At 74.3% G+C, this 13,169-nt stretch carries 10 protein-coding genes; 6 read left to right on the forward strand and 4 right to left on the reverse strand.

From position 1 onward, the window contains the following. Nucleotides 1-27 precede the first annotated feature (27 nt). The gene (locus ACZ6TB_RS45060) at nucleotides 28-981 is read right to left on the reverse strand and encodes a LysR family transcriptional regulator (RefSeq protein WP_465566799.1); all 954 of its coding nucleotides are present in this window, start codon (nucleotides 979-981) and stop codon (nucleotides 28-30) included. A gap of 95 nt (nucleotides 982-1,076) precedes the next feature. Between ACZ6TB_RS45060 and ACZ6TB_RS45065 the strand changes: the two genes are divergently transcribed. From ACZ6TB_RS45065 to ACZ6TB_RS45075, 3 genes are read left to right on the forward strand one after another with little or no spacing between them, the layout of a single operon-like run. Then, nucleotides 1,077-4,466: a bifunctional proline dehydrogenase/L-glutamate gamma-semialdehyde dehydrogenase gene (locus ACZ6TB_RS45065; protein ID WP_465566802.1), complete on the forward strand. Its 3,390-nt coding sequence runs from the start codon at nucleotides 1,077-1,079 to the stop codon at nucleotides 4,464-4,466. Between the two features lie 55 nt (nucleotides 4,467-4,521). Beyond that, complete coding sequence (locus tag ACZ6TB_RS45070) at nucleotides 4,522-6,414, forward strand: ATP-binding protein (RefSeq protein ID WP_465566805.1); 1,893 nt, start codon at nucleotides 4,522-4,524, stop codon at nucleotides 6,412-6,414. A 26-nt stretch (nucleotides 6,415-6,440) separates the two neighbouring features. Beyond that, a complete protein-coding gene (locus ACZ6TB_RS45075) occupies nucleotides 6,441-7,751 on the forward strand; it encodes an FAD-dependent oxidoreductase (RefSeq protein WP_465566808.1) in 1,311 nt (436 codons plus the stop codon). Nucleotides 7,752-8,444: 693 nt separating this feature from the next. On the opposite strand, the gene ACZ6TB_RS45080 is transcribed toward ACZ6TB_RS45075, so the two are convergent. From ACZ6TB_RS45080 to ACZ6TB_RS45090, 3 genes are read right to left on the reverse strand one after another with little or no spacing between them, the layout of a single operon-like run. Next, nucleotides 8,445-8,966: a GNAT family N-acetyltransferase gene (locus ACZ6TB_RS45080; protein ID WP_465566811.1), complete on the reverse strand. Its 522-nt coding sequence runs from the start codon at nucleotides 8,964-8,966 to the stop codon at nucleotides 8,445-8,447. 33 nt (nucleotides 8,967-8,999) lie between these two features. Beyond that, nucleotides 9,000-9,740, reverse strand: a complete 741-nt coding sequence (locus tag ACZ6TB_RS45085) for a metallophosphoesterase family protein (RefSeq protein ID WP_465566814.1) — start codon at nucleotides 9,738-9,740, stop codon at nucleotides 9,000-9,002. Then, nucleotides 9,737-11,041 (reverse strand): diacylglycerol/lipid kinase family protein, encoded by a 1,305-nt coding sequence (locus ACZ6TB_RS45090; protein WP_465566816.1) that lies wholly within the window; start codon nucleotides 11,039-11,041, stop codon nucleotides 9,737-9,739. Before ACZ6TB_RS45090 ends, ACZ6TB_RS45085 begins: the two co-directional genes overlap by 4 nt. Before the next feature lie 87 nt (nucleotides 11,042-11,128). Between ACZ6TB_RS45090 and ACZ6TB_RS45095 the strand changes: the two genes are divergently transcribed. From ACZ6TB_RS45095 to ACZ6TB_RS45105, 3 genes are read left to right on the forward strand one after another with little or no spacing between them, the layout of a single operon-like run. Continuing rightward, entirely contained in the window at nucleotides 11,129-11,569 is a 441-nt protein-coding gene (locus tag ACZ6TB_RS45095) for a DUF7144 family membrane protein (protein ID WP_465566817.1), read from the forward strand. A 16-nt stretch (nucleotides 11,570-11,585) separates the two neighbouring features. Further along, on the forward strand, nucleotides 11,586-12,194 hold the full coding sequence (locus ACZ6TB_RS45100) for an RraA family protein (protein ID WP_465566819.1): 609 nt from the start codon (nucleotides 11,586-11,588) through the stop codon (nucleotides 12,192-12,194). Beyond that, the gene (locus ACZ6TB_RS45105; RefSeq protein ID WP_465566821.1) at nucleotides 12,191-13,135 is read left to right on the forward strand and encodes an NAD(P)-dependent oxidoreductase; all 945 of its coding nucleotides are present in this window, start codon (nucleotides 12,191-12,193) and stop codon (nucleotides 13,133-13,135) included. Before ACZ6TB_RS45100 ends, ACZ6TB_RS45105 begins: the two co-directional genes overlap by 4 nt. The last annotated feature ends 34 nt before the right edge of the window (nucleotides 13,136-13,169 follow it).

Here is a 13,169-nt window from a genome sequence, read left to right on the forward strand (position 1 = left end):
TTCTCGGAGGGACAGGGTCATTCGCCACTAACTACGTTCGTCATACCTTTCCCGGATCGGCAAGGGGCCATCCGTCGTTCCGGGGAGGTGATTTGAGGCGGCCTCCTCCAATGTGTCCCGGAATGCCCGGGCGGCCGGTGATGCGGCGCCGGCCAGACGCTGGGCCGTGAAGATCGTGCGGCGGGGGCTCCCCGGGAGGTCGAGCAGGCGGCAGGAGGTGTCCCGGCCGGCCCAGACCAGATCGGGGATCAGCGCCACGGCGTTGCCGGACTCGACCAGGCGCATGTGCGCCTGCAGGTCGGCGGTCTCGTACCGGACGTCCGGCTCGAAGCCCGCCGTCCGGCACATCTGCTCGGCGAAATGCCGCGACGCCGCCCCGTGCGGCTCCATCACCCAGGGCATGGCCCGGGCCTCGCCGAGCGAGCCGACCGGGTGCAGCGCGACCCCGGCGGCGGGCAGGGCGAGCCGGATCGCGTCCTCGGTGAGCGCCCGCCGGTCGAGCCCGGGGTGGTGTGGCGCCGCGTGGGCCGGGTACTGCTCGGCAATGACCATGTCGAAGTCGCGGGCCCAGGTCTCCCGCAGGGCCTCCTCCGGCTCCCGCTGGACCATCTCCACCCGTACGTCCGGATAGCGCGTCGCCATGGCCCGCAGCGTGGCCGGCATGAGCGCCAGGGCCGCCGACTGGAAGACGGCGACCCGCACCCGGCCGCTCACCCGGGTCAGCGAGGCCTGGAGTGCCGCCTCGGCGCGCTCCAGCGTGTCGAGCACCTCGGCCACGGACGCGACCAGCACCTCGGCCTGCGGGGTGAGCCGCACCCGGCGCCCGGCCTTGCGCAGCAGCGGCATGCCGGTTTCCTTCTCCAGCAGGCTGAGCTGCTGTGACACTGCGGAGGGGGAGAAGTTGAGCGCCTCCGCCACCGCCGCGAGCGTCCCTCTGATGGCCAGCTCGCGCAGCAGCACCAGACGCCTGATCTCGAGCATGTTCTCGCCCCTTGGGAGATGGGTAAGCAGGACTGAACGGTACTCGTCACTAACCATCGCTTTTCCTTAACGCCGCACGGACGGACACTGGCGCCATGACCGACATCGCGATGCCCGCCGACACCGACCTCGCCCAGGAGGCGGTCGACCTCGTCCGCCGCTGGCTGCACGAGTCGTCGGCGGTGAAGGTGAGCGGCTCGGCGGCGCAGCTGGCCGGGCTGCTGCGCGACCCCAAGGGCCTGGCGTTCGCGGTCGGCTTCGTCGACGGCGTGGTGCGTCCCGAGGACCTGCGGGTCAGCGCCCGCGCGCTCGCCACGCTCGCCCCCGACGTGCCCCGCTTCCTGCCCGCGCCGCTGCGCGCGGCGGTCCGGGTCGGCGGCACGATGGCGCCGGTCATGCCGGGCGTGGTCGTCCCGATCGCCCGCCGCGTGCTGCGCCGCATGGTCGGCCACCTGATCGTCGACGCCTCCGACGCCCGCCTCGGCAAGGCGATCTCCCGCATCCGCCGCCGCGACGTCCGGCTGAACGTGAACCTCCTCGGCGAGGCCGTGCTCGGCAAGGGCGAGGCCGGCCGCCGGCTGCGCGAGACCGAGCGGCTGCTGAGCCGCGACGACGTCGACTACGTGTCGATCAAGGTGTCGGCCGCCGTCGAGCCGCACAGCCCATGGGCGTTCGACGAGGCCGTCGACGACATCGTCGAGCGCCTCACCCCGCTGTTTAGGCTGGCGGCGTCCTTCCCGCGGAAGAAGTTCGTCAACCTCGACATGGAGGAGTACAAGGACCTCGATCTCACGATCGCGGTCTTCACCCGGCTGCTCGACTCGCCCGGCCTGACCGATCTCGAGGCGGGGATCGTGCTTCAGGCGTACCTCCCGGATGCCTTGAGCGCGATGATCCGCCTGCAGGAATGGGCCGCGCGGCGGCGGCAGAAGGGCGGCGCCGGCATCAAGGTGCGCCTGGTCAAGGGCGCGAACCTGCCGATGGAGCGGGTCGAGTCCACGGTGCACGGCTGGCCGCTGGCGACCTGGGAGAGCAAGCAGGCCACCGACACCAACTACAAGCGCGTCCTCGACTACGCCCTCGAGCCATCGCGGATCCGCAACGTCCGGATCGGCGTCGCCGGCCACAACCTGTTCGACATCGCCTACGCCTGGCTGCTGGCCGGCCGCCGCGGCGTCCGCGAGGGCATCGAGTTCGAGATGCTGCTCGGCATGGCCGAGGGCCAGGCCGAGGTGGTCCGGCGCGAGGTGGGCGGTCTGTTGCTCTACACGCCGGTCGTACGCCCGGAGCAGTTCGACGTCGCGATCGCCTACCTGATCCGGCGGCTCGAGGAGGGCGCGAGCCAGGACAACTTCATGTCCGCCGTGTTCGAGCTGGACTCCGACGCCGGCCTGTTCGCCCGCGAGAAGGAGCGGTTCCTCGCCTCGCTCGCCGGCCTGGACGCCGAGGTCCCGGCCACCCGCCGCGTCGCCGAGCGCTACGCCGCCGTCCCGCACCCGGGCCCGGGCCACTTCGAGAACACCCCCGACACCGACCCGGCCGTCGCCGCCAACCGGGCCTGGGTCCGTGACGTGCTGAGCCGCGCGCCGATCTCCCCGCTCGGCGTGGCCACCATCGACGCGGCCCGGGTCGGCGACCAGCCCCGGCTCGACGCCCTGATGGCCGGCGCGGCCGAGGCGGCCGAGGCCTGGGGCAAGCTCTCCGGGGCCGAGCGCGGCGCGATCCTGCACCGGGCCGGCGAGGCGATCGAGGCCCGCCGGGCCGAGCTCATCGAGGTGATGGCGGCCGAGGCCGGCAAGACCGCCGACCAGGCCGACCCCGAGGTCTCCGAGGCCGCCGACTTCGCCCACTTCTACGGCGAGCTGGCCGCCGATCTCGACCGCATCGACGGCGCCGTGCCCGTCCCGGCCCGGTTGACGCTGGTCACCCCGCCCTGGAACTTCCCGGTCGCGATCCCGGCCGGCTCGCTGCTGTCGGCCCTCGCCGCCGGCTCGGCCGTGGTGCTCAAGCCGGCCGGCCCGGCCGAGCGCTGCGGCGCCGTGCTCGCCGACGTCGTCCGCCCGGTGCTGCCCGACCCGCGGCTGCTCACCCTCGTGCAGGTCGGCGAGCGGGAGCTGGGCCGCGAGCTGATCACCCACGAGCTGGTCGACCGGGTCATCCTGACCGGCGCGTACGAGACCGCCGAGCTGTTCCGCTCGTTCCGCCCCGATCTGCCGCTGCTGGCCGAGACCAGCGGCAAGAACGCCGTCATCGTCACCCCCAGCGCCGACCTCGACCTGGCCGTCAAGGACGTGGTCGCCTCCGCGTTCGGCCACGCCGGTCAGAAGTGCTCGGCCGCCTCGCTGGTCGTGCTGGTCGGCTCCGTGGCGAAGTCGGAGCGGTTCCGCACCCAGCTGCTCGACGCCGCCTCCTCGCTCACCGTCGGCTACCCGGCCGACCCCCGCACCCAGGTCGGCCCCGTCATCGAGCCGGCCGCCGGCAAACTGCTCACCGGCCTCACCGAGCTCGGCGCCGGCGAGAAGTGGCTGCTGGAGCCCCGGAAGCTGGACGACGAGGGCCGGCTGTGGACGCCCGGCATCCGTGACGGCGTGCGCCGCGGCTCGGCGTTCCACCGGACCGAGTACTTCGGCCCGATCCTCGGCGTCATGACGGTGGCCACCCTGCACGAGGCGATCGACCTGGTCAACGAGGTCGACTACGGCCTCACCTCGGGCCTGCACTCGCTCGACGCGGCCGAGGTGCGCACCTGGCTCGACCGGATCCAGGCCGGCAACCTCTACGTCAACCGGGGCATCACCGGCGCGATCGTCCGCCGGCAGCCGTTCGGCGGGTGGAAGCGCTCGGCGGTCGGCCCCGGCACCAAGGCCGGCGGCCCCAACTACCTGGTCGGCCTCACCGGCTGGGAGTCCGCGACGGCTTCGGCCGGTGCGCCGATCTCCTCGGAGGCGGTGCGGTCGCTGCTGGCTGCCGCACGCTCGGTCCTCGCTGAGCGGGAGATGGCGTTCGTCGAGCGTGCCGCCGCGAGTGACGCTGCCGCTGTTTCCGGACACTTCCGGCAGGACGACGTGTCCGGGCTGTGGGCCGAGCGCAATGTGCTGCGCTACCTGCCGCAGCCGGTCGTGGTGCGGCTTGCCGCCGACGCCTCGCTTGCGGAACTGGTTCGGGTGCTGGCGGCCGGCCTGATCGCCGGCTCGCCGATGCGCGTGTCGGTCGCCGACGCGTTGCCGGCCTCGCTCGCGGCGGCGATTCCGGCCGAGGTCAAGGTGGAGACCGACGCCGAGTGGCTGGCCGGCCTGACCTCCGGGCGGGTCCGTCTCGTCGGGGCCGTCGCGGAGCTGCCGTCCACTCCCGACCTGGCCGTCTGGTCGCACCCGGTCACCGAGGCCGGCCGGGTCGAGCTGGTGCCGTTCCTGCACGAGCAGGCGGTCAGCATCACCGCCCACCGCTTCGGCAACCCGGACCGGCTGGCCGCCGAAGTGCTCTGACGCCGACAGCCCTCGCCCGTGGTTTACCCCTACACTGCGGGCGGGGGAATGTCGCATGCCGAAGGTCGCCGACCTGCTCGACCAGGCCCGCGCCCGATCGTTCGTCGGGCGCGACGCCGAGCTGGCCGCGTTCGACCAGGTCCTGGCCCGGGGCGGGGTCCTGTTCCTGCACGGGCCGGGCGGCATCGGCAAGTCCAGCACCCTCCAGCAGTTCCGCCGGCGGGCGCGGGCGGCCGGGCGTACGGTCGCCGACGTCGACGGCCGCGAGGCCGACGCCTCGCCCGACACCTTCAAGGGCTTGGACGCCGGGGTTCTGCTGGTCGACGGCTACGAGCGGCTCGCACCGCTCGACGGCTGGCTGCGCCGCGAGTTCCTGCCCGCCCGCGCCGAGACCGACGTGGTCGTGCTGGCCGGGCGCGAGCCGCCGGCACCGGCCTGGCGCACCGATCCCGGCTGGCGCAGCATCGCCACCATCCGCCGCCTCGAGCCGCTCGGCGCCGGGGAGAGCGCGGCGCTGCTGGCCCGCGCCGGCGTGCCGCCCGAGGCCCGCGACGGCCTGGCCGCCCTCGGCCGCGGCCACCCCCTCGCGCTGGCCCTGCTGGCCGACGCCACCGTCACCGGCGTCGTGCCGCGTGCGCTCGCCGACGTCCCCGACCTGATCACCGCGCTGCTCGCCTGCCTGGTCCGCGAGCCGCCCACCGACGCGCACGCCACCGGCCTGGCCACCTGCGCCAAGGCCTGGCTGACCACCGAGGACCTGCTGCGCGCCACCGTCGGCGCGCAGGCGCCCGCGGTCTGGGAGTGGCTCTGCCGGCGGCCGTTCATCACCTGGGGCCCCCGCGGGCTGCGGCCGCACGAGCTGGCCCGGGACGTGCTCGACGCCGAGTTCGAGCGCCGCTCGCCCGACCGCTACGGCGCCCTGCACCGGATCGTCCACGACCACACCGTCGCCGGGGTGCGGGCGGCCGCCGGCGCCGACCGGCAGCTGCACGCCCAGCACCTGCTCTACCTGCACCGCAGCAGCCCGCTGTCGGCCGCGTTCCACACCCTGCGCGACCGCGGGCCGGTCGCCCTGGTCCCGGGCTCCGAGGCCGACCACCCCGAGGTGCTCGACTCGGTGCGGGAGTTCCAGGGCCCGGAGAGCGCCGCGCTGGCCCGGCAGTGGCTCGCCGCGCAGCCGGACGGGCTCAGCGTCGTGCGGGGCGAGCGCGGGCTCCTCGCGTACGTCCATCATCTGACCCTGCCCGCCGCCGGCCCCGACGATCCGGTCGTCCGGGCCGCCCTCGGCGGCGTCACCCTCCGGCCGGGGGAGCGGATCGGCCTGGCCCGCTTCCTCGGCGGCAGCGAGGGAACCCAGCGGGACCTCTACGCCGTGCTGGCCGGCGCCGTCTCGTCGATCATCGAGTGGATCGGCCGCCCGGCCGCCTGCTCCTTCGTCACCGTCGCCGACCCCGCCTTCTGGCAGCCGATGTTCGACTACCTCGGGTTCACGACCGCCTTCGAGGTCACCGTCGGCGGGCAGCGGCACGTCGCCTTCGGCATGGACTGGCGGCGGCTGCCGGTCGACACCTGGCTCGAGCTGATGAACGAGCGCGAGCAGTCCGGCGGCAGCGGCCCGCCCCCACCCGGCCTGCTGCGCCCGCCGCCGCCGAGCCGCGACGCGTTCGCGGCCGGCGTCCGGCAGGCGCTGCGCGACCCGGACCGGGCCGCCGCGCTGGCCTGGGCGGTGCAGCGGCTGGCGGCCGAGCCCAAGGGCGCGCCGCTGGCCGCCGTTCTCAACCGCACCTACCTGCGCCCGGCGCCGAGCCAGGAGGCCGCCGCCGAGGTGCTCGGCCTGCCGTTCAGCACCTACCGCCGGCACCTCGCCAAGGCCGTCGACCGGCTCACCGAGATCCTCTGGCGGCGCGAGACCGGGCAGGAAGTGAGCACCGAACGGTCTGGAGAGTGAGCAGCGGTCGAGCCGACGCTCACGGCATGACCGACATCATCGTTCTCGGCGCCGGGCTCACCGGACTCGCCACCGCCATGCTGCTCGCCCGCGACGGTTACCGGGTGACCGTCCTCGACCGCGATCCCGCGCCGCCCGCCGCCGGCCGGGAGTGGGACGACTGGGAGCGTCCCGGCGTCGCCCAGTTCCGCAACTCCCACATCATGCTTCCGCACTGGTACGCCCAGATGCGCGCCGACCTGCCCGGGGTGCTCACCCGGCTGGCGGCCGCGGGCGCGCTGCGGCTCAACTTCGCGACCGTCCTGCCGCCCGCGGCGTACGACGGCGGCCGGCCGGACGACGACCGGTTCGACACCATGACGGCCCGGCGGCCGGTTCTCGAGGCGGCCTTCGCCGAGGAGGCGGTCTTCACCGCCGGGCTGACGATCCGGCGCGGGGTCACGGTGAGTGGCGTTCTCACTCAGGGCGGTCGCATCTCGGGCGTACGCCTGACCGACGGCACCCGCGTGCAGGCGCGCCTGGTCGTGGACTGCGGCGGCCGCCGCTCGGCCCTCCCGTCCTGGCTGGCCGCGGCCGGCCTCCCGAAGCCGGCCGGGGAGCGATCCGACGCCGGGTTCGTCTACTACGCCCGGCATTACCAGGGCGACCCGCCCGAGGTGCTCGGCCCGATCCTCCAGCACCACGAGTCGGTCTCGCTGCTCACCCTGCCCGCCGACAACGACACCTGGTCGGTCGGCTTCGTGGCGAGCAGCCGGGACCACGCCCTGCGGGCCCTGCGCGACCCGGCCGCCTGGGAGGCCGCGCTGTCCCGCTACCCGCTGGCCGCGCACTGGGCCGCCGGCAAGCCGCTGACCGGCATCGACGTGATGGGCGGCCTGGCCGACGTGTGGCGCCCGGCCGACCTGCCCGGCCTGGTGGCGGTCGGCGACGCGGCCTGCTGCACGAACCCGTCGCTGGGCCGAGGCGCCGGGATCGGCCTGCTGCACGCCCGCACGCTGCGCGACCACCTGCGGGCCACCGGCGGTGTCGCCGACGGCTTCGGCGCCCGCACGGCCGAGGTGATCGAGCCCCTCTACCGGGCCACGGTCTGGTTCGACCGTCACCGCATAGCCGAGATCGACAGCGACGTGGCGGGTCTGCCGTACCAGCCGGCCGACCCGGCCTGGACCGCCGCCCGCACCGTGCACGGCGCCTCCCTGCACGACCCGGAACTGGCCCGGGCCGGCCTGGCCGCCGGCACCCTCCTGCAGCCACCCGCGCCGCGTCCCCTCCCGCCGGGCGACCGCTACCCCTTGCCGGGCGCCGGCCGGGCCGAGCTGCTCGCCGCCGTCGCCTAGGAGTTGCCGCCGAGCCGAGCCCGGTCCGTCATCCATTGCTCCACGGCGGTCGGGGCTCGACCGGTCGGGGTGGTCCCTTCGGCTGCGGCCCCGCGTCGCCCGTCGACGGCCGTATCCGCGACGCGGTCGTGGGCGTCGCCCGGGGCCTCTCGCATCGATGCGCTCGCTTCGCTCAGGGCCGGCACAAACAGTGTTGCTTGCGCCCGTCCGCTCGGACCGCTCACGGTGAACACGAATCCTGCCCGACGAGGGCGACCGATCAGCCGGCCACCACCGCGCCCGACCCACTCGCCGCCAGCGCGGGCCTGGCGGCCTCGGGGACCGCTGCCGCCTCGGATTGGAGAGCCGGGCGGAGATCGGCGTCGCCGAGGCCGACCTCAACCGCGCCAATCCCCACCGCAACTGTGCGGCCTTGCGGGCAGGCGACGAGATCCGCATGGCCCGCCATTGCCCCTCCACCACCGACGGGAGCCGCCGTGCACGAGGAGCCGCGCGCGCTCGCCGACGGCGACCTGGCCGTCTGGCGCGGTTTGCCCGGCGTCTCGGCCGTGCCGACGTGGCGGCGTTCGATCGGCGCGACAGCCGCGGCCGAGGGCCCGGTCGCGCTGTTCGGCCGCGCGGCATTGCTGAGCCGTTCCCCCGGGCGACGGCGGCGGCGCCGCGTCGCATCCGGATCTGGTACGTCACGGACCCCTAGCGCAGCTCGCCCTCGAGGAGGCCCATCGTGTACATGTCGTACCACTGGCCGTCGCGGCGGAAGACCGAACGCAGGCGGCCCTCGTCGGCGAAGCCGACCTTCTTGTAGATGTGGTGGGCGGACTCGTTCTCGGGGACCACGGTCAGCTTGATCTTGTGCAGGCGCATGTGGTCGAAGCCGTAGCGGCAGATCGTGCGCATCGTGTCGGTGCCGAAGCCGCGGCCCCAGTAGTCCTTCTCGCCCAGGTAGATGTCGAGCTCGGCGATGCCCAGCTCGGGCTCGGCGTCGCGCAGGCGCACGGCCCCGATCAGCATGCCGTCGTCGAGGACCTCGACCCCGAAGAACACGTTGTGGTACGTGTTGCGCGGCTGCTGCTCGAGACGCTCGCGGGCCGAGGCGAGCGAGCCGAGGTAGCCCTCGAACATCCACCGCACGACCTCGGGGTCGTTGGCCCACCGCCACATCGTCTCGGCGTCGGCGGGCTCGAGCACCCGCAACCGGATCAGTTCTCCACGCATGCGAAAGGAGGTAGCACGCCGCGACCGGGCCGCTCAACCGAAATAGAGCACCCGGCCGGTCTCCCACCCGCCGGGCGACACCTCGAACCGCTCGTGCACCTCGGTGGCGTGCGGGCGCAGGCGCAGCAGCGTCCAGGAGCGCGGGATGTCCCGTACGCGATGGCTGGTGGTCGTCCCGGCGTTGATCATGATGAGATTCCCGTGCCGGTACGCCGAGGGCACGTGCGTGTGCCCGAACAGCACCAGGTCGACCGAGGCCGCGGACAGCGCCCGGAGGAACCGCGAGCGCCCGGCCAGCCGCTCGAGGCCGCCAGCCAGCGGCGGATGGTGAAGAGCGACCAGGCGTACGCCGTCGTCGGAACCCAGGACCGTTTGCAGGGCGGATGCCTGGCCCGCCGAGATCCGGCCGCTCTTCCACCGCCACCACGGCATGCTGTTGAGCCCGAGGGCGGTGAGCCCGGGCAGCCGCACCACCGGTTCGAGCGGCCCGATCCACCGGCGGTAGCGGCTCCAGGGCGCGGCCACCCGCAGCGGGCTGGTCAGCGGCGTGTCGTGGTTGCCGGGCACCACCAGCCGCGGCGACGGCAGCTTCTCGATCAGCTCGGCGGCCTGGTGGAACTCGCGGGTCCGGGCCCGCATGGTGTGGTCCCCGGTGACCACGGTCAGGTCGGGGCGGAAGGCGGCCACCTCGTCGGCGATCGACGCCACCGCGAACGGGTCGTGCGCGCCCAGGTGCAGATCGGAGAGGTGGGCGACGACGAGGGGCTGGGTCATCGGCCGAACGCCAGGTGGCGCAACCGTTTCCAGTCGAGCTCGGGCGGCGGCGCGGGCACGCCGGGACGTTGCCGGGGCAGCCGTACGCGCAGCGCGCCCGGCGCGATCGAGCAGCGCACCGGCGTTTGCAGGACCAGCGCCTCGCCGTCCACGCCGACCGGGATCGCCCCGGCCGAGGCGTCGACCACCACCGACCGCGCCGACGTGCGGGTCAGCGTGCCGGTGCGGCCGCCGAAGATCAGGCTCGCCGCGTCGGCCGCGCCGCGCACGTGCACGGCGAGCAGGCCGAGCTCGCCGCCGTCGAGGCGGTACCGGCGGCCGAGCCCGGCCACGTCGTCGGCGCCGTACGGGTTGTTGCTGACCAGCACCGCCTGCGGCCCGGAGAGCGCCACGTCGCCGGCGAGCACCTCGAGCACCGGCCCGGTGTGGCCGGTCAGCAGGTCCGGCAGCAGCTCGAGCGTGGTGCGCGTCTTGTCGTCGCGGTACTCCGGGCTCTGCACCACCGACGCGTACGCCCCGAACGAAGCGTTGTTGACGAACACCCGGTCGCCGACGCGGCCCAGGTCGACCCGCATCTCGACGCCGTCGGTCAGCGCGTCGAGGCAGGTCGACGGGTCCTCGCGGTCGAGGCCGAGGTCGAGCGCGAAGTGGTTGCGGGTGCCGGCCGAGATGCACATGAACGGCACCCCGCACTCGGCTGCCACGCCCGCGACCAGCGCCTGCGTCCCGTCGCCGCCGGCCACCCCGAGCAGGTCCGCGCCGTCGCGCACGGCCCGCCGGGCGACCTCGGCGACGTCGACCGAGGTCGGGCCGGAGAGCAGGAACACCTCGGCGCCCAGCTTGCGGGCCCGGTCCTCGAGGTCGAAGCGGACGACCTTCCCGCCGCCGGACCGCGGATTCATGATCACGAAGGGGCGCTTGGGCGGCGGCGTGTCGAACTCGGCCGGGTCCCGGTGGTGGAGCAGCGCGGCCCGCCCGGCCGCGACCATCCCCACCCAGAGCAGGCCGAAGGCGGCCACCACCCAGATCAACGAGGCCCGCGCGAACAGCACCCCGACGGTGATCGGCGCGCCGGCCACGAGGACCGCGGCCACCCATCGCCGGATCCCGCGGTGGCTCAGGAACCACCAGACGCCGACCGCCATCGCGACCAGGCCGGCGGCGGCGGTGATCAGAAGGGCGAGGCTCGCCCGGAAGCCGGCCATGGCCAGCAGGAGCACGGCGGCGCCGGCCGCGGCCAGGAATGCGAGCCGTGCGAGCCAGCGCCGGCCGGCGGTCATCGGCGCGGGAAGGTCAGCCATTGAGGGAGCCTGCCCGCCGAGGACGCATGCGGGCATCATCCGCCGCGGATGGCGCGCCCGCACCCCGGGCGCGCCGACGATGGCGGCATGTCCGCACCGAGCAGCTACGCGACCGAGCGGCCGGGAACGCCCGCCTCCGCGCCGCCGATGACCGGCTGGATCGGCCTGGTCGCGTTCGGCGGGTTCATGATGGTCCTGACCGGCATCTTCCACCTGATCGAGGGCATCGTGGCCCTCGCCGACGAAGACTTCTACGTGACCCGCCCGGCCGGGCTGGCACTGTCCTGGAGCTACACGCAATGGGGCTGGGTGCACGTCGTGGTCGGCGTCCTCGGCCTCGCGGCCGGCGCCGGGATCTTCCTGGGCATGCTCTGGGCGCGCGTGGCCGGGGTGGCGATCGCCCTCGTCAGCGCCTTCGCCAGCATGCTCTACCTCCCGGCGTACCCCCTCTGGTCGGTGATTTTGATCGTGATCGACGTCCTGATCATCTATGCGCTGGTGGCGCACGGCGGCGACGTGCGCGCCTGACCGGTAGGTTGGCCCGATGGCTGACCTACCCACGACGACGCTCGCGGACGTGCTGGACCGGCGGCAGGTGATGGACGCCGGCATCAAGGCGCTCTGGTCGCCGGCGCCGCGGATCGCCGGTCCCGCGTTCACCGTGCGCTGCCCGCCCGGCGACAACCTGATGCTGCACGCGGCGATCTACCGGGCCGAGCCGGGCTCGGTCATCGTGGTCGAGTCGGGCGACCCCGACTACGCGCTGGCCGGCGGCAACGTGTGCGCGGTGGCGCAGCGCAACGGCATCGCCGGGTTCGTGCTGGACGGCCTGATCCGCGACCTCGGCGAGGTGCGCGAGATGGGCTTCGGGGTGTGGGGGCGCGGCGTGATCCCGATCCCGGGCGGCAAGGCGGCGGCGCTGACGATCAACGTGCCGATCCGCTGCGCCGGCGTGGCGGTGAGCCCCGGCGACCTGGTGGTGGCCGACGAGGACGGTGTCGTGGTGGTGCCGGCCGGGCAGCTCGACGAGACGATCGCGGCGGCCGAGGCGAAGCTGGCGGCGGACGCGGCGACCTCCCTCGACGACTGGGAACGGGCGCATCGAGCCAAGATCGACGGCCTCCTCGCGGCGTGGCAGGCTGAGCAGTCATGAAGGTGCTGCTGCCCGGCAACGTCGATCTCTCCGATCTCGACCTGCCCTCCTTTGCCTCCGGCCACACGTACGCGGTGGACCAGCCGATCCCGGACGAGCACACCGACGCCGAGGTCCTCGTCGTCTGGGGCAACCCGGAATCGCAACTGCGCGACGCGGCGGCCCGTCTCAAGCGGCTGCGCTGGGTGCAGACGCTGGCGGCCGGCCCCGACGTCGTGATCGCGGCCGGCTTCCCGGCCGGGGTGGTGGTGACCTCGGGCCGCGGCCTGCACGACAAGACGGTCACCGAGCACACCCTCGCGCTGCTGCTGGCCGCCGCGCGCCGGCTCAACCTGTTGATCCGGGCCCAGGTCGGGCATCGGTGGGCGGCCGAGCTGGGCGGGAACCAACCGGTTCACGACGACCTGCATTTCCGTACGCTGCGCGACGCCCACGTGGTCATCTGGGGCTTCGGCAGCATCGCCGCCGCGCTGACCCCGCTGCTGACCGCGCTCGGCGCCCAGGTCACCGGCGTCGCCCGCACCGCCGGCACCCGGTACGGCGTCACGGTCGTCACCGAGGCCGACTTCCCCCGGGTCCTGCCGACCGCCGACGTCCTGGTCTCGATCCTGCCCGCCTCGCCGGAGACCCGGCACGCGTTCAACGCCGACGTGGCCGCCCTGCTCCCGCCCGGCGCCTGGTTCGTGAACGTCGGCCGCGGCGCCACGGTGGACGAGACCGCCCTGCTGGCCGCGATCCGCGAGGGCCGCCTCGCCGGCGCGGCGCTGGACGTCACCGAGACCGAGCCGCTCCCGCCCGACTCCCCGCTCTGGGACGAGCCCAACATCATCATCTCCCCGCACGCGGCGGGCGGCCGCCCCCTCGGCGCGCCGCTGCTGATCCTGGAGAACCTGGCGGCGTTGCGCGAGGGTCGCCCCCTGCGCAACGTGGTGGAGCGCTAGGTCCCGTCGGCGTTCGGTCGGCCTTCGCCGTCTC

It is taken from the genome of Actinoplanes sp. NPDC051537, assembly GCF_055586105.1.

Bases quoted from the DNA above. Each gene is read 5' to 3' on its own strand.
- ACZ6TB_RS45060 (WP_465566799.1), bottom strand. From the start codon at position 981: ATGCTCGAGATCAGGCGTCTGGTGCTGCTGCGCGAGCTGGCCATCAGA.
- ACZ6TB_RS45065 (WP_465566802.1), top strand. From the start codon at position 1,077: ATGACCGACATCGCGATGCCCGCCGACACCGACCTCGCCCAGGAGGCG.
- ACZ6TB_RS45070 (WP_465566805.1), top strand. From the start codon at position 4,522: ATGCCGAAGGTCGCCGACCTGCTCGACCAGGCCCGCGCCCGATCGTTC.
- ACZ6TB_RS45075 (WP_465566808.1), top strand. From the start codon at position 6,441: ATGACCGACATCATCGTTCTCGGCGCCGGGCTCACCGGACTCGCCACC.
- ACZ6TB_RS45080 (WP_465566811.1), bottom strand. From the start codon at position 8,966: ATGCGTGGAGAACTGATCCGGTTGCGGGTGCTCGAGCCCGCCGACGCC.
- ACZ6TB_RS45085 (WP_465566814.1), bottom strand. From the start codon at position 9,740: ATGACCCAGCCCCTCGTCGTCGCCCACCTCTCCGATCTGCACCTGGGC.
- ACZ6TB_RS45090 (WP_465566816.1), bottom strand. From the start codon at position 11,041: ATGGCTGACCTTCCCGCGCCGATGACCGCCGGCCGGCGCTGGCTCGCA.
- ACZ6TB_RS45095 (WP_465566817.1), top strand. From the start codon at position 11,129: ATGTCCGCACCGAGCAGCTACGCGACCGAGCGGCCGGGAACGCCCGCC.
- ACZ6TB_RS45100 (WP_465566819.1), top strand. From the start codon at position 11,586: ATGGCTGACCTACCCACGACGACGCTCGCGGACGTGCTGGACCGGCGG.
- ACZ6TB_RS45105 (WP_465566821.1), top strand. From the start codon at position 12,191: ATGAAGGTGCTGCTGCCCGGCAACGTCGATCTCTCCGATCTCGACCTG.